Annotated in this window: 26 protein-coding genes; 17 read left to right on the forward strand and 9 right to left on the reverse strand. The window is 40.6% G+C overall.

All coding sequences use genetic code 11. The features are described from left to right. Nucleotides 1-876, forward strand: coding sequence for a bile acid:sodium symporter family protein (locus tag AC27I2_RS16195; RefSeq protein WP_487204870.1), 876 nt, complete (start codon nucleotides 1-3; stop codon nucleotides 874-876). Between the two features lie 65 nt (nucleotides 877-941). Here the strand turns inward: AC27I2_RS16195 and AC27I2_RS16200 are convergent, their stop codons facing one another. After that, entirely contained in the window at nucleotides 942-1,850 is a 909-nt protein-coding gene (locus tag AC27I2_RS16200; RefSeq protein ID WP_219422579.1) for a LysR family transcriptional regulator, read from the reverse strand. A gap of 115 nt (nucleotides 1,851-1,965) precedes the next feature. Here AC27I2_RS16200 and AC27I2_RS16205 point away from each other — a divergent pair, with 115 nt between their 5' ends. The 8 genes from AC27I2_RS16205 to AC27I2_RS16240 all read left to right on the forward strand — a co-directional run bounded on the left by AC27I2_RS16205 (nucleotide 1,966) and on the right by AC27I2_RS16240 (nucleotide 11,497). Beyond that, nucleotides 1,966-3,186, forward strand: a complete 1,221-nt coding sequence (locus tag AC27I2_RS16205) for an acyl-CoA dehydrogenase family protein (RefSeq protein ID WP_487204871.1) — start codon at nucleotides 1,966-1,968, stop codon at nucleotides 3,184-3,186. A gap of 9 nt (nucleotides 3,187-3,195) precedes the next feature. Then, complete coding sequence (locus AC27I2_RS16210) at nucleotides 3,196-4,017, forward strand: SDR family oxidoreductase (RefSeq protein WP_487204872.1); 822 nt, start codon at nucleotides 3,196-3,198, stop codon at nucleotides 4,015-4,017. A 12-nt stretch (nucleotides 4,018-4,029) separates the two neighbouring features. After that, nucleotides 4,030-5,103 carry a phosphotransferase family protein gene (locus tag AC27I2_RS16215; RefSeq protein ID WP_487204873.1) on the forward strand — a complete coding sequence of 358 codons (1,074 nt, stop codon included), beginning with the start codon at nucleotides 4,030-4,032 and terminating at the stop codon, nucleotides 5,101-5,103. Continuing rightward, the gene (locus AC27I2_RS16220; RefSeq protein WP_487204874.1) at nucleotides 5,103-5,807 is read left to right on the forward strand and encodes a histidine phosphatase family protein; all 705 of its coding nucleotides are present in this window, start codon (nucleotides 5,103-5,105) and stop codon (nucleotides 5,805-5,807) included. Before AC27I2_RS16215 ends, AC27I2_RS16220 begins: the two co-directional genes overlap by 1 nt. A gap of 10 nt (nucleotides 5,808-5,817) precedes the next feature. Then, nucleotides 5,818-6,564 (forward strand): SDR family oxidoreductase, encoded by a 747-nt coding sequence (locus tag AC27I2_RS16225; RefSeq protein WP_487204875.1) that lies wholly within the window; start codon nucleotides 5,818-5,820, stop codon nucleotides 6,562-6,564. A gap of 344 nt (nucleotides 6,565-6,908) precedes the next feature. Continuing rightward, nucleotides 6,909-7,418, forward strand: a complete 510-nt coding sequence (locus AC27I2_RS16230; RefSeq protein ID WP_058405391.1) for a hypothetical protein — start codon at nucleotides 6,909-6,911, stop codon at nucleotides 7,416-7,418. Between the two features lie 95 nt (nucleotides 7,419-7,513). After that, complete coding sequence (locus tag AC27I2_RS16235; RefSeq protein ID WP_058553275.1) at nucleotides 7,514-8,281, forward strand: fimbrial biogenesis chaperone; 768 nt, start codon at nucleotides 7,514-7,516, stop codon at nucleotides 8,279-8,281. A 3-nt stretch (nucleotides 8,282-8,284) separates the two neighbouring features. Then, a complete protein-coding gene (locus AC27I2_RS16240; RefSeq protein ID WP_487204876.1) occupies nucleotides 8,285-11,497 on the forward strand; it encodes a hypothetical protein in 3,213 nt (1,070 codons plus the stop codon). On the opposite strand, the gene AC27I2_RS16245 is transcribed toward AC27I2_RS16240, so the two are convergent. Both AC27I2_RS16245 and AC27I2_RS16250 read right to left on the reverse strand, forming a co-directional pair. Beyond that, on the reverse strand, nucleotides 11,484-11,819 hold the full coding sequence (locus AC27I2_RS16245) for a hypothetical protein (RefSeq protein ID WP_058405440.1): 336 nt from the start codon (nucleotides 11,817-11,819) through the stop codon (nucleotides 11,484-11,486). The genes AC27I2_RS16240 and AC27I2_RS16245 overlap by 14 nt on opposite strands. Nucleotides 11,820-11,950: 131 nt before the next feature. Further along, nucleotides 11,951-12,520, reverse strand: a complete 570-nt coding sequence (locus AC27I2_RS16250) for a hypothetical protein (RefSeq protein WP_058405389.1) — start codon at nucleotides 12,518-12,520, stop codon at nucleotides 11,951-11,953. A 210-nt stretch (nucleotides 12,521-12,730) separates the two neighbouring features. Here AC27I2_RS16250 and arfB point away from each other — a divergent pair, with 210 nt between their 5' ends. Beyond that, nucleotides 12,731-13,144: an alternative ribosome rescue aminoacyl-tRNA hydrolase ArfB gene (arfB, locus tag AC27I2_RS16255; RefSeq protein ID WP_006793276.1), complete on the forward strand. Its 414-nt coding sequence runs from the start codon at nucleotides 12,731-12,733 to the stop codon at nucleotides 13,142-13,144. Nucleotides 13,145-13,197: 53 nt separating this feature from the next. Here the strand turns inward: arfB and AC27I2_RS16260 are convergent, their stop codons facing one another. The 3 genes from AC27I2_RS16260 to AC27I2_RS16270 form a co-directional block, all read right to left on the reverse strand. Continuing rightward, nucleotides 13,198-14,082, reverse strand: a complete 885-nt coding sequence (locus AC27I2_RS16260) for a spermidine synthase (protein ID WP_487204877.1) — start codon at nucleotides 14,080-14,082, stop codon at nucleotides 13,198-13,200. Next, nucleotides 14,075-14,698: a fused MFS/spermidine synthase gene (locus AC27I2_RS16265; RefSeq protein WP_058405387.1), complete on the reverse strand. Its 624-nt coding sequence runs from the start codon at nucleotides 14,696-14,698 to the stop codon at nucleotides 14,075-14,077. The genes AC27I2_RS16260 and AC27I2_RS16265 overlap by 8 nt, the downstream gene beginning before the upstream one ends. Before the next feature lie 478 nt (nucleotides 14,699-15,176). Then, a complete protein-coding gene (locus AC27I2_RS16270; protein WP_487204878.1) occupies nucleotides 15,177-16,052 on the reverse strand; it encodes a LysR substrate-binding domain-containing protein in 876 nt (291 codons plus the stop codon). A gap of 108 nt (nucleotides 16,053-16,160) precedes the next feature. Between AC27I2_RS16270 and AC27I2_RS16275 the strand changes: the two genes are divergently transcribed. After that, on the forward strand, nucleotides 16,161-16,832 hold the full coding sequence (locus AC27I2_RS16275; RefSeq protein WP_138528327.1) for a hypothetical protein: 672 nt from the start codon (nucleotides 16,161-16,163) through the stop codon (nucleotides 16,830-16,832). Between the two features lie 262 nt (nucleotides 16,833-17,094). Here the strand turns inward: AC27I2_RS16275 and AC27I2_RS16280 are convergent, their stop codons facing one another. Next, complete coding sequence (locus AC27I2_RS16280; RefSeq protein ID WP_487204879.1) at nucleotides 17,095-19,176, reverse strand: TonB-dependent hemoglobin/transferrin/lactoferrin family receptor; 2,082 nt, start codon at nucleotides 19,174-19,176, stop codon at nucleotides 17,095-17,097. Between the two features lie 139 nt (nucleotides 19,177-19,315). Here AC27I2_RS16280 and AC27I2_RS16285 point away from each other — a divergent pair, with 139 nt between their 5' ends. From AC27I2_RS16285 to AC27I2_RS16300, 4 genes are read left to right on the forward strand one after another with little or no spacing between them, the layout of a single operon-like run. After that, nucleotides 19,316-20,125 (forward strand): heme/hemin ABC transporter substrate-binding protein, encoded by an 810-nt coding sequence (locus tag AC27I2_RS16285; protein ID WP_138528323.1) that lies wholly within the window; start codon nucleotides 19,316-19,318, stop codon nucleotides 20,123-20,125. Beyond that, the gene (locus AC27I2_RS16290) at nucleotides 20,122-21,174 is read left to right on the forward strand and encodes a FecCD family ABC transporter permease (RefSeq protein ID WP_138528321.1); all 1,053 of its coding nucleotides are present in this window, start codon (nucleotides 20,122-20,124) and stop codon (nucleotides 21,172-21,174) included. Before AC27I2_RS16285 ends, AC27I2_RS16290 begins: the two co-directional genes overlap by 4 nt. After that, nucleotides 21,171-21,959 (forward strand): heme ABC transporter ATP-binding protein, encoded by a 789-nt coding sequence (locus AC27I2_RS16295; protein WP_487204880.1) that lies wholly within the window; start codon nucleotides 21,171-21,173, stop codon nucleotides 21,957-21,959. Before AC27I2_RS16290 ends, AC27I2_RS16295 begins: the two co-directional genes overlap by 4 nt. Continuing rightward, entirely contained in the window at nucleotides 21,956-22,675 is a 720-nt protein-coding gene (locus AC27I2_RS16300; RefSeq protein WP_487204881.1) for a HugZ family pyridoxamine 5'-phosphate oxidase, read from the forward strand. Before AC27I2_RS16295 ends, AC27I2_RS16300 begins: the two co-directional genes overlap by 4 nt. A 66-nt stretch (nucleotides 22,676-22,741) precedes the next feature. Here AC27I2_RS16300 and AC27I2_RS16305 read toward each other — a convergent pair whose 3' ends face one another. Beyond that, nucleotides 22,742-23,683, reverse strand: coding sequence for a ChaN family lipoprotein (locus AC27I2_RS16305; RefSeq protein WP_138528315.1), 942 nt, complete (start codon nucleotides 23,681-23,683; stop codon nucleotides 22,742-22,744). A 278-nt stretch (nucleotides 23,684-23,961) separates the two neighbouring features. Here AC27I2_RS16305 and AC27I2_RS16310 point away from each other — a divergent pair, with 278 nt between their 5' ends. Together AC27I2_RS16310 and AC27I2_RS16315 are read left to right on the forward strand one after the other, a co-directional pair. Further along, a complete protein-coding gene (locus AC27I2_RS16310) occupies nucleotides 23,962-24,297 on the forward strand; it encodes a hypothetical protein (RefSeq protein ID WP_138528313.1) in 336 nt (111 codons plus the stop codon). Nucleotides 24,298-24,410: 113 nt separating this feature from the next. Further along, complete coding sequence (locus AC27I2_RS16315; RefSeq protein ID WP_487204882.1) at nucleotides 24,411-24,791, forward strand: hypothetical protein; 381 nt, start codon at nucleotides 24,411-24,413, stop codon at nucleotides 24,789-24,791. A gap of 240 nt (nucleotides 24,792-25,031) precedes the next feature. Here AC27I2_RS16315 and AC27I2_RS16320 read toward each other — a convergent pair whose 3' ends face one another. Then, nucleotides 25,032-25,532, reverse strand: coding sequence for a lactoylglutathione lyase family protein (locus AC27I2_RS16320; protein ID WP_138528309.1), 501 nt, complete (start codon nucleotides 25,530-25,532; stop codon nucleotides 25,032-25,034). Nucleotides 25,533-25,577 lie beyond the last annotated feature (45 nt).

Genomic DNA, 25,577 nt, shown 5'->3' on the forward strand with positions numbered 1-25,577 from the left:
TTGAATGCATCATTTTTAACAGAAATCATACTCCCCCTAGCCTTAGCGCTCATTATGTTTGGCATGGGACTTGGGCTTACACTTGGCGACTTTACTCGGCTTTTTAAAAAGCCCGTAGCAATAGCTATGGGCTTGGTGGGTCAAATTATTGCCATGCCGCTACTGGCTTTAGGCTTATGCTATTTACTTAATTTACCCACACCAATTGCAATAGGGTTAATGATTTTAGCCGCGTGCCCAGGCGGTACTATGTCAAATGTGGTGAGCCAACTGGCAAAGGCTAATTTAGCGCTTTCGGTAAGCTTAACCGCGGCCTCAACCGCTATTAGCATTATTACCACACCGTTTATTATTGGTTTTGCCATGCACCAATTTGCCCCGCAAACTGATGCCAGTTTTTCTATATTAACCACATCACTTGGGCTATTTTTAATTACCTTAGTACCGGTAGCAATAGGCATAAGCCTGCGCCATTTTAAAAGCGAATTTGCGATTAAAAGCGAGCCGTTTTTTAGGCGTTTTTCGTTATTTTTTATGCTCGCCATGATAGCCGCACTTGTAATAAAAGAGCGCGCATTACTGGTAAACTCGTTTAACGATGTATTTTGGGCGTGTATAGCGCTTAATATTGGCTCAATGATTATTGGTTTGCTCATAGCAAAACTTTCAAACCTTAACCTTACCGATTCGCTTACACTAGGTATTGAAGTAGGCATTCAAAACGCATCGCTGGCTATTTTAATTGCTATAAGCTTTTTAAATAAGCCCGAATACGCAGTAACAGGCGGCGTATATGGCCTTGCCATGTTTATAGGCCCACTGTTATTAATTGCTGCGCTAAAAATTAAAAACAAACGCGCACTAATTACGTTATAACCCCTTAGATAATGCTTACAAAGCGCCAAACTTAGCCTGCTAAGTTTGGCGCTTTTTTGTATAAATTAACGCTTAAATATATTTTCTACTTGGCTACGTAGCCACATTAGGGCGTCGTCTTTATCGGTATTTTGGTGCCAATATAAATGCTGATAAATAGCAGGCATAGTGGTCGGTACGGGGCGCGCTATTAGCGTGTCGTCTAGCAATTGGCTTGCAACCATTGAGGGCAGGGTGAGTAAAAATGGCGAGTTTTTTATTACCTCTTTTGCGGCAAAATACGTTTGGCAGCGCATGGCTACCTCGCGGTTAAAGCTTAGCTGCAATAAGGCTATGTCTTCAATTACGGTGCCGGTGGCTCTGTTTGAAACCGCTACATGCTTAGCGCTTAAGTAATTTTCTATATTTAACTTATTTTTTAGCGGGTGATTTTTTTTTAGTAATACACAAAAGTGATCGCTTGAAAGCACAGCATGGCTAATAGGCGCTTTTATTGGCCGCGCTACATCTATGGCCATATCAATTTGATGATTAGCCAATTGCTTGTGCATGTCGTCACGGTTTAGCTTAACGCTTGCAAGGCTTGCGTTAGGGGCGTGTTTTGCAATTATTAACTGCAACTTTGGCAGCACTATGGGCTCAATGGCATCGTGCAGGGCAATTTTAAAGGTTTGCGCTGTGGTGGCTAGGTCAAAATCGCCACAGGCTTGCAGCACCTGGCGTAACTTTTCGAGCAAATCTATTAGCGCTGGTGCCATGCGCTGACACGCTGGGGTGGGCAGCATTAATTGCCCTTGGCGCTCAAATAACGGATCGTTTAATACACTGCGCAGGCGTTTTATAGCATGGCTTACCGCTGAAGGCGTTATGTAAAGCACCTTTGCGGTTTCACTCATGTTTTTTTCACGGTAGAGACACTCAAAAATTTTAAGTAAATTTAAGTCTAACTGCTGAATATTTTTAGCTTCAATCACTATTACCCGCCCACACTATGAATACAATTCACATTTAATTGGTAATATATTTCATTTAATTCATTAGGGCGAATGTTTTATGCTGGGTTAACTAAAAAATAAACAGGCAACCCTAATGAACTTTGAGCCAAGCCAAAAAAGCCAAGACTACCTAACGCGTGTTACCGCCTTTATGGATGAACACGTATTGCCTATTGAGCAGGCGGTAGTTGCGCATAATCACGCAAAAAATAATTCAAACGATTGGACCACTTGGCAACTAAGTGAGCACATTGAGCCATTAAAAGCGAAAGCAAAAGCCGCTGGCCTGTGGAACTTATTTTTACCCGATGCAGCGCTAGCACAAGGCTTAACCTGCCTAGAGTACGCCCCTATTGCAGAGCAAATGGGTAAATGTTTATTTGCATCAGAAATATTTAACTGTAACGCCCCCGACACCGGCAATATGGAAGTGCTGTATCACTTTGCAAATGATGAGCAAAAACAGCAATGGCTAACACCTTTATTAAATGGCGAAATACGCTCTGTATTTGCCATGACCGAGCCCGATGTAGCCTCATCAGATGCCACAAACATGCAAGCAACTATAGATGTTGATGGCGACGAACTCATTTTAAATGGCAAAAAATGGTGGACCACAGGCCTTGGCCACCCCAATGCGCAGGTAGCTATTTTTATGGGGCTTTCTAACCCCGAAAACGATAAACACAGCCAGCACTCCATGGTACTTGTGCCGCTAAATACACCCGGCGTAAATATTAAACGCATGCTAAGTGCCTGCGGCGATTTTGATGCCCCCTACGGCCATGGCGAAATGGAATTTAATAACGTGCGTGTACCAAAACAAAACCTTATTTTAGGGTTAGGCAAAGGCTTTGCTATTGCACAAGGGCGTTTAGGGCCTGGGCGAATTCATCACTGTATGCGCGCAATTGGCGCTGCAGAGCGCTGTTTAGAGCTAATGATTAAACGCGGGCTTTCGCGCAGCGCCTTTGGTAAATCGTTACTTAAATTAGGCGGCAATTTAGAACGCGTAGCGCAAGCGCGTATAGCAATAGATCAAGCCCGTTTATTAACACTGCACGCCGCATGGAAAATAGACATCCAAGGCGTTAAACACGCCATGACCGAAATATCGAGCATAAAAGTAGTGGTGCCCAATATGCTACAAATGGTGTCTGATATGGCCATACAGGTATTTGGTGGCGCGGGGGTGTCGAGCGACTTCCCTATTGCCTCGTTTAATGCAATGGGGCGAATTTTACGCCTTGCCGATGGCCCAGACGAAGTACACATGGGCATGGTTTCGCGCCTCGAACTTAACAAATACCGCTAAGGTAACACCATGAAAACAAAATTAATAATAACAGGTGGAGCCACAGGGCTTGGCAAAGCATTAGCACTTAGTTACGCGAGTAATTTGGGCGCAAACTTACAAATTTGTATTGCCGATATAAACGCCGAACGCGCAGCCGTAACTATTAACGAGCTACAAGCATTAAAAGCCGATGCCTTTTTTTACGCCTGCGATGTAACAAAACAAGCCGATGTAAAGGGGCTTTACGATTTAATTCAAACCAAGTGGCAAGGCGTGGATATTGTTATAAATAATGCAGGCGTTGCAACCGGCGGCTCGCTTGAGGGCGAATCGCTTGAGCAATGGCAGTGGATTATGGATATTAATTTGCTCTCTATGGTGCGGGTGTGCCAAACGTTTTATCCGCTATTTAAGCAACAAGGCAGTGGCTACTTTATTAATGTAGCGTCGCAAGCGGGGCTTACACCTATTCCGTTTATGAGCAGTTATAACGCCGTAAAAGCCGCCGTAATTGGCTTTAGCGAAACCCTAAAACTCGAGCTTGCTTACGATAATATAGATGTAAGCGTAGTGTGCCCCAGCTTTTTTAAAACCAACCTTGATGAATCTATGCGCACCAGCGAACCGGCTATGAAAACTATGTTAAACCGCGCCTTTGAGCGCTCTCCCATTAATGCCCAACAAGTTGCAGATATTATTTATAAGCAGTCACTTAAACGCCCATTTTTAATTTTGACCCATAAATTAGGTAAACAGGCCTTTTTAATGAAAAAACTACTCCCCGTTGAGTGGTACATTAAAAACATGCTTAAAAAAACACGCTCTATGCAACGTTTAAAATCAAAATAATAAAGGCTAACAATGAACACACAATTATTAGATCAAGCCAAAAGCGTGCGCCAAGGCGAAGAGCTCGACACCCAAAAAGTAGATGTCTGGCTTAAACAACACATTACACAGTTAACTGGCGATCCAAACGTTACACAATACGCAGGGGGCGCGTCAAACTGGACCTACTGCCTAGACTACCCAGAGCAATCACTTATTTTGCGCCGTGCCCCAAAAGGTACAAAAGCCAAAGGCGCTCACGATATGGGCCGCGAGTTTAAATTACAGCAGGCGCTAAAGCCGGTTTACAGTTACGTACCTACTATGCAGGCGTTTTGCGATGATGAAAGCATACTTGGCACCGACTTTTACGTTATGGAAAAGCTTACGGGGATTATTCCGCGTAAAAACTTACCGCGCGGATTAATGCCCACGCCCGAGCGCACCAAACAGCTGTGCGAAAACGTACTCGACTGCCTGGTAGAGCTACACAAAGTAGATTACAAACAGGCCAATTTAAGCCATTTAGGTAAAGGCGAAGGGTACACGCAGCGCCAAATTAGCGGCTGGAGCGAACGCTTTACTAAAGCTAAAACGTGGAACGTACCAAGCGGTAAAAAAGTAATTAAATGGCTTGAAAACAACATGCCAAGCCACGAGCGCATTTGTATAACGCATAACGACTTTAGGTTTGATAACGTCGTACTTGATGCAACCGACTACACCAAAGTGCTGGGTATTTTAGATTGGGAGCTTGCCACCCTTGGCGACCCACTCATGGATTTAGGCAACACATTGGCTTACTGGGTAGAACCCGGCGATGACTTTTTAGCCCAAGCCACGCGCCGCCAACCTACCCATTTAGAGGGCATGCTAACGCGCAAAGAAGTAGTGGCCTACTACTGTAAAAAAATGGATATAACCGTAGACGATTTTACCTTTTACGAAGTGTACGGGCTATTTAGGCTTGCAGGCATAGTGCAGCAAATTTATTACCGCTATCACCACGGGCAAACTAAAAACCCCGCCTTTAAAAACTTTTGGGTGTTTGTACATTACCTTTTGTGGCGCTGCAATAAAGCCATTAAAAATCAAGGAAAAGCCTAATGTGTATTTTATATTTAGTACGCCATGGGCAGGCTAGTTTTTCGGCTGATAATTACGATATGCTCTCACAAAAAGGGCAGCAGCAAGCCACATTATTGGGTGAGTATTTAGCACAAAAGCAGCTAACGCCCGATGTGGTATTTGCAGGGAGTATGCTACGCCATAATCAAACTGCAAAGCTAAGTTTAGCCAGTGTTAATAATGCGCCAGTGGTAATAAACGATGCGCGTTTAAACGAGTACGATCACGAACACATTTTAGCGGTTTATAACCCAGAGCTTGCCACCGCAAGCCAAGTGCGTGCTGCACTTAGCAAACAAGCCGACCCAATGGAATATTTTAAAACGGTATTTATTAGCGCTATTGAGCAGTGGGTGCTCAACCCCGATAGCACGCTATACAACGAAAGCTTTAATGCATTTACTGCGCGTGTACTAGGTGCACTTGAGCAAATAGCCAATGAAAACCACGGTAAAAAAGTACTTATTTATACCTCTGGCGGACCTATTAGCATTATTACCAGCCATTTAATGGGGCTAAAACTCGAGCACTTTATTGATATAAATTGGAGCCTAGTAAACGCAGGCGTAACCAAAGTAGTGGCGCGCGGCAAAGGATCAAACCGTAAATTAGGCATTAGCAGTTTAAACGAGCATCACTTTTTAGAGTGCCACCCACAACAAAAATTAATTACATACACCTAAGGAATTAATTATGCGCAAAAATATACTAATAACAGGTGCAAGTTCAGGCTTAGGCAAAGGCATGGCAAAAGAGTTTGCAAAACAAGGCTGTAACCTTGCTTTATGTGCTCGGCGCTTTGAGCTACTAGAGCAACTAAAAAGTGAGCTTGAACAGGTAAACCCTAATATAACCATTAGCATAAAAGTGCTTGATGTAAACGATCACGAGCAAGTGTTTAGCGTATTTAACGCCTTTAAAGAAGAACTAAACGGCCTTGATAGAGTCATTATAAATGCAGGTATGGGCAAAGGAGCCTCTGTTGGTACGGGTTACTTTAATGCCAACAAACAAACCGCACAAACCAATTTTGTAGCCGCCCTTGCCCAGGCTGAGGCCGCAATGGAAATTTTTAGAGCGCAAAACCATGGCCACTTAGTGACTATTTCGTCTATTAGTGCGGTGCGAGGTTTTAGGCGCGCCATGACCGTTTACGCTGCTACAAAAGCGGCCATTACCTCATTAAGCGAAGGCATACGCATAGATGTAATGCACACACCTATAAAAGTAAGCTGTGTACACCCAGGTTTTATAAGAAGCGAAATAAACGAAAAAGTAAAAACAGTGCCCTTTATAGTCGATACCGAAACCGGCTGTAAAGCGCTTGTAAAAGCCATAAATAAAGAAAAAGCCAACAGCTTTGTGCCAACCTGGCCGTGGGCGTTTTTACATTGGGTTTTACGCATAGTGCCTTTAAGTACACTTCGTAAAATATCATAGCGCTAGTTGATAGAATAATGTAATAGTTTAATGGCCTAAAAAATAATGTTTAGGTCATTCCAGTATTGCAATTACTAAATTAAAAAGTTAACAAAATAGTTTGCATCCTTCATCCTAAACTCAACAAACAACTTATAACCGCTTAATTTTCATACCAAATATAAATTAAAGCCCCAAAAACCAATACTTTTTAATCATTTATTGTTTCTAAAAGCACAATATGTTAATTATTTATTTCAAACAGGTACATACTATGTTTAAATTGCCGCAATGGAATAAAATACTTACAAATAAGACCGCACACGGAGGTAAATAAAATAATAAACATTTAAAATGGTAAAATTATGAATAAAAAAATCCTTGCAGCTTCAGCCTTATTAGCTATTTCATCTACTTCTTTATTAGCATCTAACCAAACATTTCAAGCAAGTGTAAATGGTTGGAGCGAGCCAACGTTTGCAGAAAATAGCGCATTACACTTTGGTAAAATTCGTTTAGCAACAGGCTCTACGTGTACAATGGATAATGCTGGCGCAATTACGGGTGACTGTGATGCATCAGATGCAAACATTCAACTAGGTGCATTAACTGTTTCAGGATTAGCACCAAATTCTGCGATGAACATCACTGTTTCAGGTAGCTCAAGCAGCAATCTAACATTTGCTCCAGTAACAACTGCAACCGATAGTACAACAACTGTAACAACTGCTGACGGCGTAGCATCAGCATTTACAACAGATGCCAGTGCAACAGATATTGGTATTAACGTATACGGCGCTATGAACGTAGATACAGCACTTACAGCTGGTGCAAGCTACACAGTAGATTACACTGTAGATGTATCTTTTCAGTAATAAGCACTATGTAGTTAGTAAATAATAACTAACTACACGCATAATGTGGGGGTATTACCCCACATGTTATATGTTTTATGAATTAGTTGACTCCCATGACTTTTAAATTTTTTTGTTGGGCCGCTCTGTGCTTAACATTACTACTTCCCCAAATTTGTAGTGCCAACCTTGCTTTGTCTGAATACCGTTTATACTTTGATGGACGTACAAAAAACAATTCTTTAATGATCAGAAATACGTCTGACAAAAATCTCGACTTTAAACTAGAGATCACCCACAAAGACATGACTGAAGAAGGCGCATTAATAGATGTTTCGCCCAAACAAGTTGAAGGTCGCTCAGCTAAAGACATGTTGAGGTTCTCGCCCAGACGCGGAAAAATTGCTCCTAAAGGCATGCAAGCAATAAGAATGACGGTGCGAAAAAAAGCACAACTCCCTGCGGGAGAGTACCGAGCTGTTTTAAGAATTATCGCTTCTGAATCTCAAAACCCTAATTCAACAGGTATCAGCATACGCCCTAAAGTTGCTTACAGCGTGCCTGTTATTGTTCGCCACGGGCAATTAGAAGCCGATTCGAAGTTAATAAACCCGCAGCTAATAACTCAAAATGGGCATCCAACCCTTACATTTTGGCAAACATTAACCGGTAATCGTTCTGTGTATGGTAATTTTGAACTCGTTAATAGCGACAACTTACCTGTTGGTGAATTAACAAACGTCGCTGTTTACACCCCTTTGTCGCGTCGTAAAGTGTATATAACACTTCAAGAACCTATATCAGGGCCGCTCACTTTAAAATATAAAGAAAACGCTTTATATGGCGGAAATATTGAGTTGGCTATCCCTGTAAATATTCAATAAAACGTGTTTAAACCACGCGCATATTGTTGTAGCGCTTTAATTAGCTTACTGATTATTTTATTTTTTATAGTACCTACAACAACACATGCAACACAATTATTGCCTCTTTATCAATGGCCTATTGATGATGAGGCATTTGTGATCGTCAATGTAAGAGTTAATGGCCGTTCTGTTGTATCTGACTTAGAGGCCTACTACACGCAAACAAATAAACTTTTGCTGCCTGTTAGTGCATTAAAATCAACGATGGGAATTAGTTTTAAAATTACCCAAAGCGAATTAATAGCCACCCTTGACGATTCAAAGCACACTTTAAATATCCCAATTAACGAAGCAAATACCTCGCAATTAAACGACACATTGTGGGCGCGTGATGATTACGATCATTATGTTGAGCTGTCGGTTATTAATACACTTTTAAAAACCGAGGCTGTTTTTGATTACTCACTCATGCAGGTGTCTTTTGTAAGTTCATTAGTCAGCGAACAAAGCAATAAAGCGGCACCTTACTCAAGCAAAAAACAAGTTTTAAAACCCGCGTACGAACACGTTATTGACGATGAGTATCAAACACTCACTTACCCTGTATCTGAATACGCGCTTTCTGCTAGCTATCGCAACAAACAAAACCGCTACAAGGGCTTAATAAGGCTTAATAGTTACTTTGATTTATTTCATCATAAAGCGGAGATCCGATTTAATAAAAACGAGAACACTGCCAATACCTTTTTTAAAGTGAGTAAAGACTTTAACCTAACTTCGCAAGATCACTCTCTTGAGCGTATACACTATCAAATAGGTGACATTCAATCGCAATCAGATCCACTTATTGCAGGTGCAAGCCAAGGTATGGGGTTTTATATTTCTAATGCCAATCCACACTCTACACAAAACTTTTCAGCTATTACCATTGAAGAACCGGCCTTACCAGGCTGGCAAGCCGAGCTGTACCGAAACGGTCAATTTATAGCAACCACACAAGCAAACGATAATAACTTGGTGACCTTTACCGATATTGAAACGTTTTACGGAAACAACATTTTTGAAATTAAACTTTTCGGTCCGCAAGGGGAGCAAATAACACGGACCCAAAAATATACCATAGGCTTAGACGCCCTATCGCCAGGAAAAATAAGTTATCAGGTTGAGTTAATAGATTCAGATAAAAGCGTATTTGGTCAAGCGGCATCTAACAACTCCCCCTTTAGCAACTCTTTTAAAAGTATTGTTTCCTATGGGGTTAACGATAACGTCACGTTTGACGCGCAACTAACCCACTTAAATGGTGATAAAAATAGCAATGGTTATATCTCTTCTGGGCTTAATATACTGTCTGAACATGGCAGCTATCGCTTATTAGCAACTAATCAACTTGAGGCGGGGCATGCTCTTTTTGCAGGCTTTAGGGGCCTACTTTCAAACGATTTATACAACGACATAAACGTAAATATTGAGTACAGCCTATTAAATAATTTTTCGAGCGCGTTACATTTACCACAAAGTACTATTCTTAAAAATAAGCTACTTCTGAGCTTAAATGGTAAAACGAGTATGTTTGACTCGTTAAATTGGACTATGAGGTGGCAAAACGAAAAGCGCCAAAACACTGCTGCTAAAAATACGTACTCGTTTGGTATTAATAATAATTTTGTAGGCGGCACTTGGGCAAGCCGACTTTTTTATAACGATGAGAATAACGAACTAACCAATCAGCTTTACGCATCAATCGATATTGACTCCTGGAAGTTAACAAACACACTAGACTGGATGCCCGCAAATGGGAACGATATTGTTAGCTTAAGCAGTAATTTACGTTGGCCTCAAACTCAAGACACTTTTAACCAAACACAAATTTCATATAACCCAAGCTTGGCAGCAAGTACCAAACTGAGTCATCAATATACTTATCGACACGACGCGTTTAACGTGCAACTTTCGGGGCAATATGACAGTCATGGCGATTGGCTTTTATCGTTTGGCTTAAATGGTACATTTAGCTTTGATCACCTAAAAACAGATTTTGTATTTGATACTCCTAGGTCGCTGAGTGCAGGGCAAATAGAAGCCTCTTCGTTTATTGATTGGAACGAAAATCAACTATTTGATGACGGCGATGAGCCACTCCAAGATGTAAAGTTTACGGGTAACTACAAATGGCGAGATAAATATACAAATAGAGATGGAAAAATTTTGTTACCCAGTAGCCATGGCGGACAAATTTTAGATGTGGATTTACGCTCTTTACCTAATCCTTATTTACAGCCAACACGCAGAAAAATTAAAACAAACGCCCACAGGGGAGGGCAAACTAAAGTTAGCATACCTATGGTGATATTTAATGAGGTGGAAGGGACCGTTTATATTTCAGTTAATGGAATGAGCAAACCTGCTGCAGGTATTACTGTTAAATTACACGACATAGATTCAGATAAAACATACAGCACAGTGACCGAATACGATGGTTACTATTATTTTGCCAATATAACGCAGGGTGAATACACTCTTTCTGTTCAAAACACAAACACTGACACCTCTCAACTGAGTGTTAAAAACTTACCAGAGCATATCATTACCTCTAAAACCGGTGACACCATAATATTACAAGACATTGTACTGTACACTCAAAGCTCTTCGATGCTTGCCAGCACACCTAAAGCGCCAGTAATAAACGCAAATAACACTGCGTATTTTGTTCAATTAGGCGTGTTTAAGCAGTTTGAATCAGCCCTTATTGTTGCTAATAAAGTAGATTGGGATAAATACCCATTGAGGTTATACAAACATCAAAATCGAGATAACTACTATTTAGTAGCTGGCCCCTATTCAAATGCTAAAAAGGCGCAAACAACCATTAATGCGGTTTATTCAACTCCAGCTCTTTATGGAAGTTTTATGGTTGATGCGAGGCGCTATGCCTCTTTAGATTGGCAGCTAATGGGCTTATGGGAAACTGAAAAAGCGAACAAAGCAACGCTATACTTTTGCCAATATGCAGCTTACACCTCTAAAAAGTCGCTAAAAACTCATGTGCTAAACGCAAACCCATCCTTGTTTGTGCTTGATAAAAATATAAAAGGTAAAAAACACTTGTTAATGCTTTCTGGCCCACATAAACCGCAACAACAAGATGCATGCGATACAAACATCAGTAAGCAAATAAAAGAACTGGCCACACCAATAAAAAAATCGTGGGAAAGTATTGTTACTTTAAGGTAGTGAAGTAATGCTCGCTAATATTTCCATTACTATCGGCATAAGATTCGCATTTTATTTCACAGCGCGCGCCCGCCGACTCTGCAATCCAATTTGATTTTTGTTCACGCTTTAAATAACAAGCAGAATAAAAAGCATCTTCTTTTTGAGCTGAAATAACGGTGCAACGCGCATAGTTACCCAGCTTTAATTCTTTTATAGGGAAGTGCTGCTCTTGAGCTATAACGCCTGCGCTAAATGTTTTGCTTGATTTAGCAAGCGCAAACACCGAAAAGTAGGCACTGCAAAATAACAATATACTTACAACTACATACCACGTTTTCATAAAGTCATACCCAAATAAAACATACCTAAATTGTAGAACTAAATAAGCTTTATGCACTTATTTTAGGCATTAAAAAAGGTGGCAAATGCCACCTTAAAGTGTTTATTAACTTAACGAGAACTCTGGTTAACTTATAAAAGTGCAAACAACTTTTTAAGCTGTGGCATGTATTCACTTACTAATGCCAAGTTGCTCTCGCTAACAAGAGGTTCGTTTGTATCAGCAGCGCTTGACGCATTACCTAACGACCCCATTAACGATGTAGCGCCTTTATCTTTAGCGCTTTTCATGCTTTGAAAGCCACCCATTAGTGAATTTGCTGTTGCTTTATTTTCATCAGACAAACCCGATTTAAGATTTTCTATGTACGCCATAGACACTTCTGAACCAACAGTAATTAACTGCTCAGGCGTAAACCCGTAGCGAGTAGTGACACTCGCAAAACTTTTATACAAAGATTGCTCTTTAATCATGTTAAGGGCTGTATTTGCAAGCGCACCTTGTTCTGCTGTAGTTTGATCTGCGGTTGCGCCTAGCATGCTACCTAAGTCAACGTTTTTTAACGCATCTTGCGAGCTCGCCCAGCTTGTAACAGCAGGTAGAGCTTTCATGTAGCTTTGTAAGTCACCCTCGGTGATATCTTTAGCAAAACCAGAAAAGCTCATCGCTAACAAGCTCAGTGATACAAGTAATTTTTTCATGCAGGTACTTCCTATTATCGAAAATCGATTATTATATTAGGCCCGTATAAGGGCTGCGCAATTAAAAACTAAATAATTGCATATGCCAATCTAAACTTGTCTCTTGGCGTCATTGTTTACTCAACTTAACATTACTGCCCATTAGGCTTATTCACCCTAAGTCAATGTACAAATGGTACAATGCATTTTTAACAACGGAAACTGAACGCAATGTTAACAATTTCAAATACAGTCACTATTGATGAGTGGGAATTAGAGCTCACCGCTATTCGTTCTCAGGGTGCCGGTGGCCAAAACGTTAACAAAGTAGCCAGCGCCATTCATTTACGTTTTGATATTAATCGCTCTAAATTACCTGACTTTTACAAAGAACGTTTACTTGCTTTAAACGATTCGAGGATCACCAAAGAGGGGGTTCTCATCATTAAAGCACAAAGCCACCGTACTCAAGAGCTCAACCGCGAAGACGCGTTAAAACGTTTAAAAGATCTCATATTAAGCGCAACAAAGGTTAACAAAGCCCGCCGCGCAACCAAGCCAAGCCGTAACTCGCAGCGTAAACGCATGGATAAAAAAACCAAACACGGCCAAACTAAAGCACTGCGCGGTAATATTAAGTTTTAACAACAAACCTAAATGGCTGCGCCTAACAACACAATGGTTAGGCACATTGCATATTAAAAGTTAAGTAGGTTAGCAGGGGAGTATTGATCGGTCAGTATTTTGGTATTTTTAGGCCAATCTTGACTGTTTTTTGTGTACTGCATGTAATTGCTTATGGCGTTTATATCTACATCATATTTTTTAAGCTTTGACTCAAGCGCTTTAGCACGTTCGTTAAGTTGCGCCTGTGTTGGCATAATTTTAATGCCCGCTAAAATAATACGGTTGCTCCGATTAGCGCGGCTTACATTAATAAAATCGCCAAATACGCTGTGGTACGTTGCCGACTCATGCTCGTATAACTTGCTGCTCGAAAACGTATTAGCAGCAATCACGCCCCCATCAGCCAGTACGCTTTGTACTTCTTCAAAAAACTCTTTGGTAAGCAAATGCTCAGGAATGTAATCGCCATTGAATGCATCAAGAATGATCCAATCATATTTTTGCTTTTTAATAGCCGCGCGTTTTATAAATATACGGCCGTCTTGCACGCTTGATGTCACGTTATCGGTTTCTATAAAATTAAAGTAATCGCGGGCTACTTTTAATACTGCCGGATCTATTTCAACATTATGAATTTTAGCGCCAGGGTAAAGCTCATGAATAACATTAGACAGTGTGCCCCCGCCAAGCCCAATAATTAACACGTTTTTAGGATTTTCGGTTACTAACAAGCTCGCAAAAGTAAGCTTGGTGTAGTTAAATACGAGCTTGTCGGGGTCGTTTTTGTACATGCAACTTTGACTTGTTTGGCTACTTTTAGTGTTAAATTTTAGGCAACGTAAGTCGCGAGTTTCATCAACAATTATATTTCGATACAAAGAGCGTTCTTCATGAATGACCTCGCTCATTGCTGCACCCGAAAAGACGCTGGCAGCTAACAATAAATATTTAAGCATGAGCCAACTCCTTATTACCAGCAAAGCTATTAACACCAATAGCGAGTACGCCAAGTGAGCCAAGCGTTAAAGCAAAGGCGCTAATAATGGTGTTTACATCAAACGCGAGTACAAAGTAAAACGAAGTAATAATAGTACCAAGGGCACTCCCTAGCGTGCTTACAAAATATAAAATACCTGCAACTTGGCCGCTTTTTTCGCTGTCGGTAACCAATAACCTTACTGAGTAAGGCGAAATCATGCCTAAAATAATGGTTGGAATAAAAAATAAAGCCGTAGAGGCGAGTAACGAGCCATAACGGCTGTCTTCAATATGAGTAAAAATAAATTCCATTATAGGCTCAGCAAACAATGTAATAGGCACAACCATAATACTCGCCACTAAAAATATTAATCCGTATTTTGTTAGCGACGCATTTTTTGTACTCAGCTTACCGCCAAGCAAGTAGCCAAACGACAAGCTAAGCATAAATACAGTAATAATACTGCCCCAAATATGCACACTACTGCCAAAATAAGGCGCTAAAATACGCCCTCCTAAAAGCTCAATCCCCATAATGCAAAAGCCACTGCAAAAGGCTAAAAAGTAAATCAAAGCGTTTGTTTTTAAAGTCATGTTTTTATCGTTATGTAACTATAAGTAGATCACCATACTAACGTGATGCCACCAGAGTCGCCAGTGTAATAATTAGCCGTTTCCAGGAATAAAAAAGAGTATTGCTTATTAATTTGTTATGCTATTATTTTTGTTACAATATAACATAATTTATTTTGTTGTGTTGTCGGTTAATTGTAGTTGTATATTTTCGCTTAATTACGTGACCTACTTTGATGCTAAAAAAATGTGTTGATAGCTAGCTAAAAAATTTACTATTTAATTGTTCTAGGCAATTGCTCCTGCATTGCTGTACCTTCTGCATCCTGCAGTCGTAAATGAAAATTTTTAACGCAAGTAGCGCCACCTTTAGCCCGCAAAGTGATGAAGTATTATTGCGAATTACTATTTTTAACCACCTTACTTATTTTGTAATGTAGTTTTCATCCTAAAGCGCTTTAGTGTAGTGGCTAAAGCGCTTTATTTATTAGGCTTCATTTTATAAAGAGTGCATAAGTTTATTAAGCCAACCATCGGCCTTTGATGGCTTATATATCATTACAATGCTTTCACTGTAGTGACTGTTAACCCCCTTTACAGTTAATTTTGTAAGCCCTAAATCGTCAATCACAAAGTTAGGTAAATACGCCAACGCCAAGCCACTTTGCACTACCTCTATTAATGCACTGTAGTCGCTGCATCTAAATACAATATTGCGCGGGGCCATATGATCTTGCCAGCCGTCGGAGCCTATTCCTTGCTCTAAGCCGCATAACGGCGAAAACAAAGGGCATGCAAAAGCCGCCTGCAGTAATTGATTTTTATTAAGCGTTAATGCACCTTGTTGTACTAGCTGATGCGAAGCATGCGCAGCCACACTAAACTCAGTATTAAATACATCAACCGCCACTAAATTAGTATGAGAGCTATTATTTAGTGCCTCGCGAGTTACTAGCGCAATATGCGCCGAGCCAGACGCAACTTGGTTTATGGCTTCACCTTCAAACACATTATTAATACGCACCGAGCAGGGCAGTTGGCTAAGAGGTGTAAGTAGCTTTCTAAGGCCACTTTTAAGTAAAATGGCAGGCCCTGAAATAACCGCATTAAATTTATGATTTTCACTTTTAAAGCGGCTAGTAAGCTGCTGGTAATTATGAACTAAATCGCTACTGTGCTTAACAAACTCTTTGCCTTTATCATTAAGTACTAAGGTTTTACCCACACGGTTAAACAGCTCCGTGGCTAAGTTTGCCTCAACCTTTTTTAGCGTTTTAGACAGCGCACCTGGGGTAATATTAAAGTGCTTAGCGGTTGTATGCAGATTTTGCGAACCCGCCATATGAATTACTTTTTCAATGTCATCTAAATGCATAGCGCCAAACCGTATTAACCAAAAGGAAACAACTAATCACTTATTATCGATTATTTGTATATAAAAATCAGCTTATAGTGGCGCTATATATATTTTTTGAGCACTAACATGAAACACATACTGCTATTTTTTATTTTATTATCGAGTGCAGCGCACGCAAATACACCTCAACACAATTCACACAAAACCCAAAGCTATAATGGCTTCCATGGTATGGCGCTTATTTTAGCCGGCGATAAAGTACTTGCCAGCCACATGCCTTTATACGCCCCTCCACACAACTACCAAATAGTGTATGAAGTAACTACGGATGACACCCACTTAAAAACAATCAAAAATATTTTAAATAAAGCAGCAGACGAGCAAGAAAAGATCACTATTTTACCAACCAAGTTTGACCTAAATTTATTAATAAATAAAAAGACACCCACCTTAAATGTAACTGTATTTAACGGCCATTTTGAACGCGGTGGCAACGCACTTTTTACTACAAAGCTAACCTTTAAAAACCCGCTATATGTTGAAAAAATAACGACTAATCAAGCACAAAAAAATGTGTTTGCATTAATAAAGCTAACAGAGCAGCAAGGTTTAGTAATTCATAAAATACAAAGCAAGCCAAGCTATGACTCGTTAAGCTTAGTACCGCTTACTATGAGTAAATATAACGGGAAATTGAAGTGTGATGCTTCGATAAGCACTGCACTTAAAAGCAAACTAGAGGCATGTTTTAAAACTGTACCAAGCTATTTAGAAACCAAAGACTTTGCAGTTAATTAATTTATAAAACCAGTAATTTTGGCTTTAAATCGCTGGTTTTATGAAGTGTTGCTTCGTTTTTAGTAAATTTTAAGATGAAATTTTGAGATGACACCCACCGTTAATTTTGTACTTTAGCCATAATGAATTAGGTGGTGCACTTCCAATTAGAATCTAGGAATCAATAAATAAAAAATTAGGTTGGGTGTCATCATAAAAATAAACTCAACAAACGCTGCAGCTTCATGCACCGTTTGTTGCTATTTAATTTTCTAGGAGCTAATTAAAACTCATAGCTTATTTTGACTGAAAAGTTACGCCCAGGTTGGGTGTATTGGCTAAAATCAGCACCTTGTGATTGACCTGCAATCAATTCAAAAGGTACATATTCTTTATCGAGCAAGTTAAGTACACCTACATTTAGCTGCCACGCTTGCCATTCGGAGTTTGCGTATAAATCAACAACGCCGTAGCCATGTCCTTGCGTAGTTTTATTACCGTTTGTATCAAGTACTACATCCGATTGCGATTTAGCCAAACGCAACGCGGCGGTCCAGTTAATATTACCCTGTTCTGTACTTAACAATACTGAGCCATTTAACGGGCTAATGCTGGTAAGTGGCTGATCGGTTTCTTTATTTTCACCATCAACGTAGGCTACGTTTGCCTCTAGTAGTATATTTTCAGCTACATACATGGCAATTCCGGCTTCCACACCGCTTATTTGTGTTTCGCTAATATTTTGGTACTGATACAGCGTTTTGTTTACGCCAGGAATGTACGTTGGCTCAACACCCACTACGGCGGTTTCTATAAAGTCATCGTATGCTGCATAAAAAGCACTTAAATTTACGCTAATATCGCTGCTGGCGTATCTTAGCCCAAGCTCAAACGAATCACTGCTTTCAGGGTCTAAATCGGCGTTTGGTAATATTTGATAAAACGGTTCAACGCCGTGGCTTTGATAGGCTTGGTCGTGTGGTGGTATTTTAAAGCCTCGTACGTATTGCCCGTACAACGACAAGTTATCATCCACTTGGTATATAGCACCTAGCTTAGGCGAAAAAGCAGATTCGGTAATATCACCAAGCTGCGCATCGGCGTATAGCTCATCATTTTTAGCCTCTAGGGTGTAGTAATCATATCGCACACCCGCAATAACCGACCACGCGCTATTATTAAACGAGATACTGTCTTGTACATAAGCGCCAATTAAAGAGGTATCAGCCCCCGGGAATGCTTTTTGTTTTTGGTCTGTAAAATCAACAGTGCCATCGGCTAAAATACGGGTTTTAAAACGTGGGCGGGTGGTGTCGTATAAGTCTATATCAATCCCGTATACCACTTCATGATCGGCACCCTCTGCGTTAAACCCTTTATTAAATACCGCTTTTAAACCTAAAATATTTTGCTCAAAACGATAGTCGTTATAATCGGTGTAGGTGCTTGCGCCACTAATTTGATCGCTTTGTTGCTCGTAACTACTATAAGACACTTGCCCGTACCATTTATCAAACGCAGCGGTTGCTACTTCTGAATGGTAATCGAGCGCCAGTGACCAACTCGTGTCATCTTCTTCGGTTTCTTGAACAGCGGGGGTTATTACTTGCTCAGTTGTTTGATTAAAGTAATCAAGGGTGTATTTAAGTGTGCGTTTTTCATCAAGCTGTTGCTCAAATTTAACTAATAAAGCATCCGACTTAGCATCATAACCGGGTAAGTTTTCGTCATAGTTTTGTACTTCTTCGCTATCGCGGTGGCTATACACGGCACTTACTGCAAAGTCGCCTAAGTCTTTTGCCGCAGTAATATCGGCGGCAACTTGATTACTTTGACCTTGATACCCAAGCGCCATTTTTACAAAGCTGCTGTTATTTTTTAAATAATCACTAGGATCTTTAGTGGTTATAACCACAATGCCACCAAGTGCATCAGAGCCATATAATGACGATACAGCCCCTTTGGCTACTTCTACTTGTTTTACACCTGCTACGTCAAAATAATTACGGCCAACTAAATAGCCCCCTCCACCTGCATAACCATCGTTGGTGCGTCGGCCATCTTTTATAAATACAACCCGGTTACCACCAACACCACGTACTGTAAGTGTTTGCGCGCCTGCGCCACTGCCTGTCGTTGCAATGCTTGGGTCGTACTTAAACATGGTTTGTAAATCTACAGCTAGCTGACGCTCTATGTCTTGCTCGGTAATAACAGTGACTGAGCCTGTTACATCTTTAAGCTTTTGCTCAAAGCGCGAGCCACTTACAACAATATGATCGTCAATTATGTTTTCGGCAATGGCAGTGCCCGAGCCGAGTAGTAAGGTTGCTATAGCAGTAAATCTAAACGCAGAGGGATTCATTTTAACTCCAAATGATAATAGTTATTATTTATGGCGGAGATGTTACAACTAAGTCAAAATAAGATCAAATAATTATGATAATCATTTTCATTTAGATTTAATTGGTTATAATAGCCAAAAAATAAAACCGGAGTGTGTAATGAAATACCTATTTATATTGTTTGCTTTAATGGCCCAATCTGCACTTGCACAAGAGCGCGTTATTAGCGCTGGCGGCACCCTTACTGAAATAATTTATGCGCTAGACAAACAAAATACCCTTGTAGCTGTGGATCAATCGAGCATGTACCCGCACCAAGCCACGCAATTACCCCAGGTGGGTTATTATCGCGATTTAGCAGCAGAAGGCGTGCTTTCTATGCGCCCAACCACTTTATTAGCGCTTGAAGGCGCAGGGCGAAGCCAAGCACTTAAGCAAATTGAGGCAACTGGGGTTAAGCTCATTCATTATAAAAAGCCTACTTCAGTTAACGAGCTACTTGCGCTAATTAAACGCCTTGGTGACGATTTAAACGCCAAGCAAAAAGCACAAACACTTATTACACACATTACAAAATCGTTACCTGAAAAAGCAAAAGCGCAAACACACAGCGCGCTATTTTTACTCTCAGCTAATGAGCGCGGGCTTGTTGCTGCCGGGCAGGAAACCGTGCCTAATTTATTATTTAGCTATGCAGGCATTACCAATATAGGCGCTACGCATTCAGGCTTTAAAGCAATTAACACTGAGGTGCTGGCTGTAAATCAACCCGATTTTTTAGTCGCCCCAGCCCATGTTGTACACAGCCTTGGCGGTAAGCAGGCCTTTTGTGAGCAGCCTACACTACGTTTATTAAAAGCGGCGCAAACCTGTAACTTACTTGTAATGGATAGCCTACTTTCGCTTGGCATGTCGCCGCGTATTGCCACAGCAATTAATGAGCTTAGCGAGTATAAAACCCGCTTATGAACACCCTAACATTGAGCCGTTTTAACCCTGTAACACTTAGCCAACCCTATAAATGGATGCTATTAGCCTCAGTTTTTATTTTTGCTTTGGCGCTACTAAGCATAGGGTACGGGCCTGCCGGATGGGATTGGCGTTTAGCCATTGCTTGGCTTGCGCCTGAGCGCTTTAATCAGTTTGATGCGCTGCAAATTAATGTGGTTATGCAAATACGTTTGCCACGTTTTATGCTTGCTGTGCTTGTAGGGTTGGTACTTGCCCAAACAGGCGCGTCAACGCAAGCGCTTTGTCGCAACCCATTGGCCGACCCATCCATTATTGGCATTAGTGCAGGTGCAGCCATGGTTGCTGTGGCGTTTATAGCACTTAGCGCGCAGTTTAATTTTAACGCGCAGCTGTATTTACCTTATGCCTCGTTTTTAGGGGCGCTTGGTGTTACCTCGCTGGTATATTTTATTGCCAAGCAACAAGGGCAAATAAATATCACCACACTTATATTAGTGGGGGTGGCTATTAACGCGTTAGCCTTTGCGGTTATTGGGCTATTGAGCTTTTTTGCCGACGACAGCGCACTGCGATTAATAAATTACTGGACCATGGGCTCATTAGGCGGAGCAAGCTGGGGCACTATTATTCAAGCTTTACCGTTACTGCTTATTAGCCTTATTGGCCTGTGGCGGTTAAAAGAGCCCATGAACTTGCTCCTTATTGGCGAATCACAAGCTCAGTACCTAGGAGTAGACACCAGCAAACTCAAACTATATGTAATTATACTTGTTGCATTAGGCGTGGGTGCGGTTGTGGCACTTACTGGTTTAATAGGGTTTGTTGGTTTAGTAGTCCCGCATATTGCCCGCTTAATGGTGGGGCCGCATTTACGTAATATGCTGCCGCTTTGTATGTTAATTGGCGTAGTGGTATTGCTACTTTCTGACTGGTTAGCACGTATTATTATTATGCCAGCAGAGCTACCTATTGGCATTATTACCGCACTTTTGGGTGCGCCATTGTTTATTTATTTAATCGTTAAAAATAAGCGAGGCTGGTCATGATCGCGTTTAACAACCTAAGTGTTGGCTTTGGCAACCATAACGTTTTAAACACCATTAATGGCAGTGCTAAACAAGGCCAACTTGTTGCACTACTTGGTGAAAATGGCGCGGGTAAGTCTACTTTACTGCATACCTTAGCTGGTATGCATGCCTTTACAGGTAATGTACTTTTTAATAATAAGCCGCTGGCCGCTCACGATAAAAAGAGCCTAGCCACACAGCGCGCAGTAATGATGCAAGCTAACCACGTCGGGTTTGATTTTACAGTATTTGAGCTTATTGCCATGGGCCGCTACCCGTATGTAGAGTCATTAAAAATGCAAAGCGAAAAAGTACATAAATACGCCGCCATTATGGATTTAAGTAATTACTTAACTCGCCGCATAAGTGCGCTTTCGGGCGGCGAGCAACAACGTGTGCATATGGCGCGTACTTTGGCGCAGCTAAACGCCTTTACACAATCGGCTGAGCCAAAAATCATGCTGCTCGACGAGCCTACATCAGCACTAGATATGCGCCATCAGCATGCTTTGCTCAGCTGTGTTAAAGCGTTTGTAGAGCAAGGTAACAGCGCTATTATAGCAATACACGATCTAAATTTGGCCAGCCTGTATTCAACCGATGCTATTTTACTGCACAACAAAAAAGTGCTGCAAAGCGGGCCTATAAACACCGTATTAACTGAACAAAACTTACAACAAATGTATGCCATGAAACTGCACGTAAACCCTCATCCTTATAACGATGCACCCATGGTTTTTTCTCAACGTCAGGAGTTTTTATGAGAGAGCAAGCGTTAAAAGATGCACGTACCTTGGTTTACAAAACCAATGCCGGTGTCATGTCGACCATTTCTAATAATTTACGCGGCTACCCGTTTGGCTCAGTAACCCCCTATATGTGCGACGAACAAGGCCGAATATACTTTTTTATTAGCGATATAGCCCAGCACACTAAAAATTTAAAGCACGACTCGCGTATGAGCCTTACTGTATTTGACGCCGCCGACAGTGGCGATCAAAACGAGCACGGCCGCGTAACACTCGTAGGTGATGGCTCTATTGTGACAAAGGAGCGAAGCGAAGTGCTACTTGATAAATATATAGCTTTGTATCCTGAGGCTGCAAGCTATCGCAATGCGCATGATTTTCAGCTTTGGCAATTAGATGTAGTACGGGTGCGTTATATTGGCGGTTTTGGAAAAATATTTTGGCTTGAGCAAAACGAATGGCAAGCTCAGCCTAAAAAGTGGGACGAAAGCCAACAGCAAAGCATGATTAACCATATGAATGAAGATCACCAAGATGCTATGTCGCTCATATTAATGCAGCACTATAACGTTGCCGACAACACACCAATAATGAGCGGCTTATTACCCACAGGCTTTTATATTCAAAGCCAAAAGCGTAATTACTTTATTAATTTTAAAACCCAGTGCAACAGCCCGCTAGAGGTACGTAAAGCGCTGGTTGAGCTAACCAACCAAGCCCGAAATAACTAAACTAAATACATGGCGACATAGTTAACCTGAGCCTTGGTTAAGAGATTTACTAACTATGTCGTTATTTTATAAGCAAGCTGTTTGCTCGCCTCGCTCACTTCGCTTGCCTAACGCTTTAAAAGCGGCTTGCTGATGCTGTTTTTGTACATAACGGGGTGGCAAAGGGTTAACCTGCAACTGATATCCATTTTGATTAGCTTGCACATTCGTTACCGGCGATATCCACACAACATTTAGCTCTGGCGCTAAACGCTTAATAACGCGCGCTATACCTTCGCCATTTTTCACATGAAAATCGCCCGCTATATGCATTACCTGCGCATCTTTATGATTATTTAAATAGTTAACGATAGACTCCCCCATGGTTTCATCCCATGTAACTTGCGCAGCATAATAATTCTCGTTTTGACTGGGCGAGCCGTGGTGCATTGAGGTCATAAAACGTTGTTTATAATCACTGGGAGACGTATCAATAGCGGCTGCAATATAGCTCTGCTGTGTTTCATCAAGTTTACTTAAATAACTTACCCCTTGCCTGCCAATACAGGTGACTATATTTTTAGGGGCATTTGCAGCTATTACATCGCGATTGTTCGTTTTTGCCAGCTCTACCAGCGCACGGTAACCACTTTTGTAATTTGGCCACGCTTGGGTGTTGTCAATTAAGTATTGCTCACCAATTTCACCTTTAACATACTGGTTTAAAGTAAGCTGATCGGCGCGGCTAAATTGTTCAAGCGAAAGGGCAGTGCGTTTATTGCTTTTGCTTAATTGCTCAAATAACTCAGCCTGAAATAAATGCACACCCGGGTGCGTATGCCATTCTCCTACTAAAACCACATCGGCATTTAATAGCTTGGGCTCTAATAATACAGAGCTAACAGGCTTTGCTTGTGCATTATAAAGCGCTGAGTAATATAATGATGAGCTTTTATCAGGCACCGTGGCTGTTGTGCTACAACCACTCAAACCCGCAACTAACGCCAGAGTTAACATAGACTTTTTCATACACACCTTTTAAAATCCGTTAATGCAAATAATTATCAATATCATATATTTATAATGCGTACTAAGCCAGCCAAACTGCAGCTTACTTACATAATCAAGGAAATGAGCGAAACGTGTATTTATATGTCTTAACTTTGCTTGTAAATATTAAATAGCATTTGATAGCAATGCCTTAGGTAATTTGTTAAAACTGTATAAAGTAGAAACATGAGCGTGACATCGGCAGAAGTATGCTCGATTCGCGGTCTATAAAATTGTTAGATGTTAAATGGAGTTCTATGAAGCATCCACTTTTTAGTGAAAACATGGAAGATGGTTTTAGCCTATTCTTACTAAAATCTTCTGAATCAAGAAGCTGTCTCTTATTTGGTACCTCAGCTCTTTTATTATTTATATTTGCAAGTCAAAACACCAGTTTTATGAGTTTCCTTAATGAACACTGGTTTGGTAACATTCTTCAGATTTTATGTGTAATTGGAGTTTTGTTAAGTTGGTTTTCAGCACAAGCACATTCATATAAAAATGGACACTTTAAACTAGTAGCTTCCATATTCTTACTTTGGTCCATTAGCTATATGCACCTGTTTTATATACAGTTAACTGAAAAAACCTAACGTAAATATCAAATGAAAAAATTATAGTTGGCTGTTTTTTGTTCCTAAAACCATTTTTGTCAACTATATTTTTCCGCTTATGTAAGCGCTAGGCACTGGAGAAGGTTTAATAGATGGAACCAAATTATTCAGAATATTCTATTACTGAATTGCAAGAAGCTATCACGTCTATTGATAGGGCTTTGTACCCTGAACGCTTTGAGCTATTAAAAGCCGAACTATTAAATAGAGACGAAGAAGACCATGAAGCTTATCAATTAGTAAGCCTTTCATCGAAGGACTTACTTATTAAGCTCAGCAATGCATTTTTTGTAATTCCGTTGATGATCTATGTAGGAGTAGATGCACTTAATAGCGGTGAAATACTCCTTAAAGGAGCAGCTATATCAAAAAATGAAAACTTTATATTATTTACATTAAGCGTAATGTTTTGTTTTTTAATCTCAGCGGTACTGACATGTAGCCTGTTTGTGGATAAGAGCAAAAGTTCCTGACAAATACATTATGTCGTTCATAAATTCACTAGTACACAGTTCGATTGGTAGTGTTTTTCTGGAGGTTGATAATATTTTCAACTCAGGGCAAAACATGCTGCACAAGCTAAGCAAAAACAAGTTATAGAGAATAAGAAGACGGTGAAGTGTATTTAAAAACTCTATAACTGAAACAAAAAGGCCGCAGTAATAAATACTGCGGCCTTTGTTTTTAGCTAAACTTTTTTAAACTAGCTAAGTTTAGTAAGAGCCTGCGCTGTAAATAAGCTCGTAGCTGTGGCTGTAAATCTCAAGGATGTTACCAAACGGGTCTTCCATGTAGATCATGCGGTACGGCTTTTCACCCGGGTAGTAATAACGAGGGGCTTGCATACGTTTTTTACCGCCAGCTTCTACAATACGCTCGGCTAAACCTTCTACATCAGGGTCTTGAACACAAAAATGAAAGATGCCTGTTTTCCAGTATTCAAAATTGTCTTTTGGGTTTTCTTGGTTTTTAAATTCGAAAATTTCGACACCAATACGATCCCCTGTAGATAGGTGCGCTATTTTGAATTTTTCCCACTTTTCGCCAAATACTTCTGTACACATTTCGCCAATTGGGCTTTTGTCTTCGGTAATTAAAGTCGGTTTCATTATTGTGTACCAACCCATCACCTTAGTGTAAAACTCGACTGCTTTTTCAACGTCGGGAACCGAAATACCAATGTGCGAAAAACTACGTGGATATGTATGACTCATAATACTTCCTCTTTAACTTGTGACTTATCTTGTGACTAGTTGATG

The sequence above is a fragment of the Pseudoalteromonas sp. NH0006-46 genome (genome assembly GCF_057547735.1).

What these genes read in the sequence shown, in the direction of transcription:
- AC27I2_RS16205 (WP_487204871.1), top strand. Translation starts at nt 1,966, where the DNA reads ATGAACTTTGAGCCAAGCCAAAAAAGCCAAGACTACCTAACGCGTGTT.
- AC27I2_RS16210 (WP_487204872.1), top strand. Translation starts at nt 3,196, where the DNA reads ATGAAAACAAAATTAATAATAACAGGTGGAGCCACAGGGCTTGGCAAA.
- AC27I2_RS16215 (WP_487204873.1), top strand. Translation starts at nt 4,030, where the DNA reads ATGAACACACAATTATTAGATCAAGCCAAAAGCGTGCGCCAAGGCGAA.
- AC27I2_RS16220 (WP_487204874.1), top strand. Translation starts at nt 5,103, where the DNA reads ATGTGTATTTTATATTTAGTACGCCATGGGCAGGCTAGTTTTTCGGCT.
- AC27I2_RS16225 (WP_487204875.1), top strand. Translation starts at nt 5,818, where the DNA reads ATGCGCAAAAATATACTAATAACAGGTGCAAGTTCAGGCTTAGGCAAA.
- AC27I2_RS16230 (WP_058405391.1), top strand. Translation starts at nt 6,909, where the DNA reads ATGAATAAAAAAATCCTTGCAGCTTCAGCCTTATTAGCTATTTCATCT.
- AC27I2_RS16235 (WP_058553275.1), top strand. Translation starts at nt 7,514, where the DNA reads ATGACTTTTAAATTTTTTTGTTGGGCCGCTCTGTGCTTAACATTACTA.
- AC27I2_RS16245 (WP_058405440.1), bottom strand. Translation starts at nt 11,819, where the DNA reads ATGAAAACGTGGTATGTAGTTGTAAGTATATTGTTATTTTGCAGTGCC.
- AC27I2_RS16250 (WP_058405389.1), bottom strand. Translation starts at nt 12,520, where the DNA reads ATGAAAAAATTACTTGTATCACTGAGCTTGTTAGCGATGAGCTTTTCT.
- arfB (WP_006793276.1), top strand. Translation starts at nt 12,731, where the DNA reads ATGTTAACAATTTCAAATACAGTCACTATTGATGAGTGGGAATTAGAG.
- AC27I2_RS16260 (WP_487204877.1), bottom strand. Translation starts at nt 14,082, where the DNA reads ATGCTTAAATATTTATTGTTAGCTGCCAGCGTCTTTTCGGGTGCAGCA.
- AC27I2_RS16265 (WP_058405387.1), bottom strand. Translation starts at nt 14,698, where the DNA reads ATGACTTTAAAAACAAACGCTTTGATTTACTTTTTAGCCTTTTGCAGT.
- AC27I2_RS16270 (WP_487204878.1), bottom strand. Translation starts at nt 16,052, where the DNA reads ATGCATTTAGATGACATTGAAAAAGTAATTCATATGGCGGGTTCGCAA.
- AC27I2_RS16275 (WP_138528327.1), top strand. Translation starts at nt 16,161, where the DNA reads ATGAAACACATACTGCTATTTTTTATTTTATTATCGAGTGCAGCGCAC.
- AC27I2_RS16280 (WP_487204879.1), bottom strand. Translation starts at nt 19,176, where the DNA reads ATGAATCCCTCTGCGTTTAGATTTACTGCTATAGCAACCTTACTACTC.
- AC27I2_RS16285 (WP_138528323.1), top strand. Translation starts at nt 19,316, where the DNA reads ATGAAATACCTATTTATATTGTTTGCTTTAATGGCCCAATCTGCACTT.
- AC27I2_RS16290 (WP_138528321.1), top strand. Translation starts at nt 20,122, where the DNA reads ATGAACACCCTAACATTGAGCCGTTTTAACCCTGTAACACTTAGCCAA.
- AC27I2_RS16295 (WP_487204880.1), top strand. Translation starts at nt 21,171, where the DNA reads ATGATCGCGTTTAACAACCTAAGTGTTGGCTTTGGCAACCATAACGTT.
- AC27I2_RS16300 (WP_487204881.1), top strand. Translation starts at nt 21,956, where the DNA reads ATGAGAGAGCAAGCGTTAAAAGATGCACGTACCTTGGTTTACAAAACC.
- AC27I2_RS16305 (WP_138528315.1), bottom strand. Translation starts at nt 23,683, where the DNA reads ATGAAAAAGTCTATGTTAACTCTGGCGTTAGTTGCGGGTTTGAGTGGT.
- AC27I2_RS16310 (WP_138528313.1), top strand. Translation starts at nt 23,962, where the DNA reads ATGAAGCATCCACTTTTTAGTGAAAACATGGAAGATGGTTTTAGCCTA.
- AC27I2_RS16315 (WP_487204882.1), top strand. Translation starts at nt 24,411, where the DNA reads ATGGAACCAAATTATTCAGAATATTCTATTACTGAATTGCAAGAAGCT.
- AC27I2_RS16320 (WP_138528309.1), bottom strand. Translation starts at nt 25,532, where the DNA reads ATGAGTCATACATATCCACGTAGTTTTTCGCACATTGGTATTTCGGTT.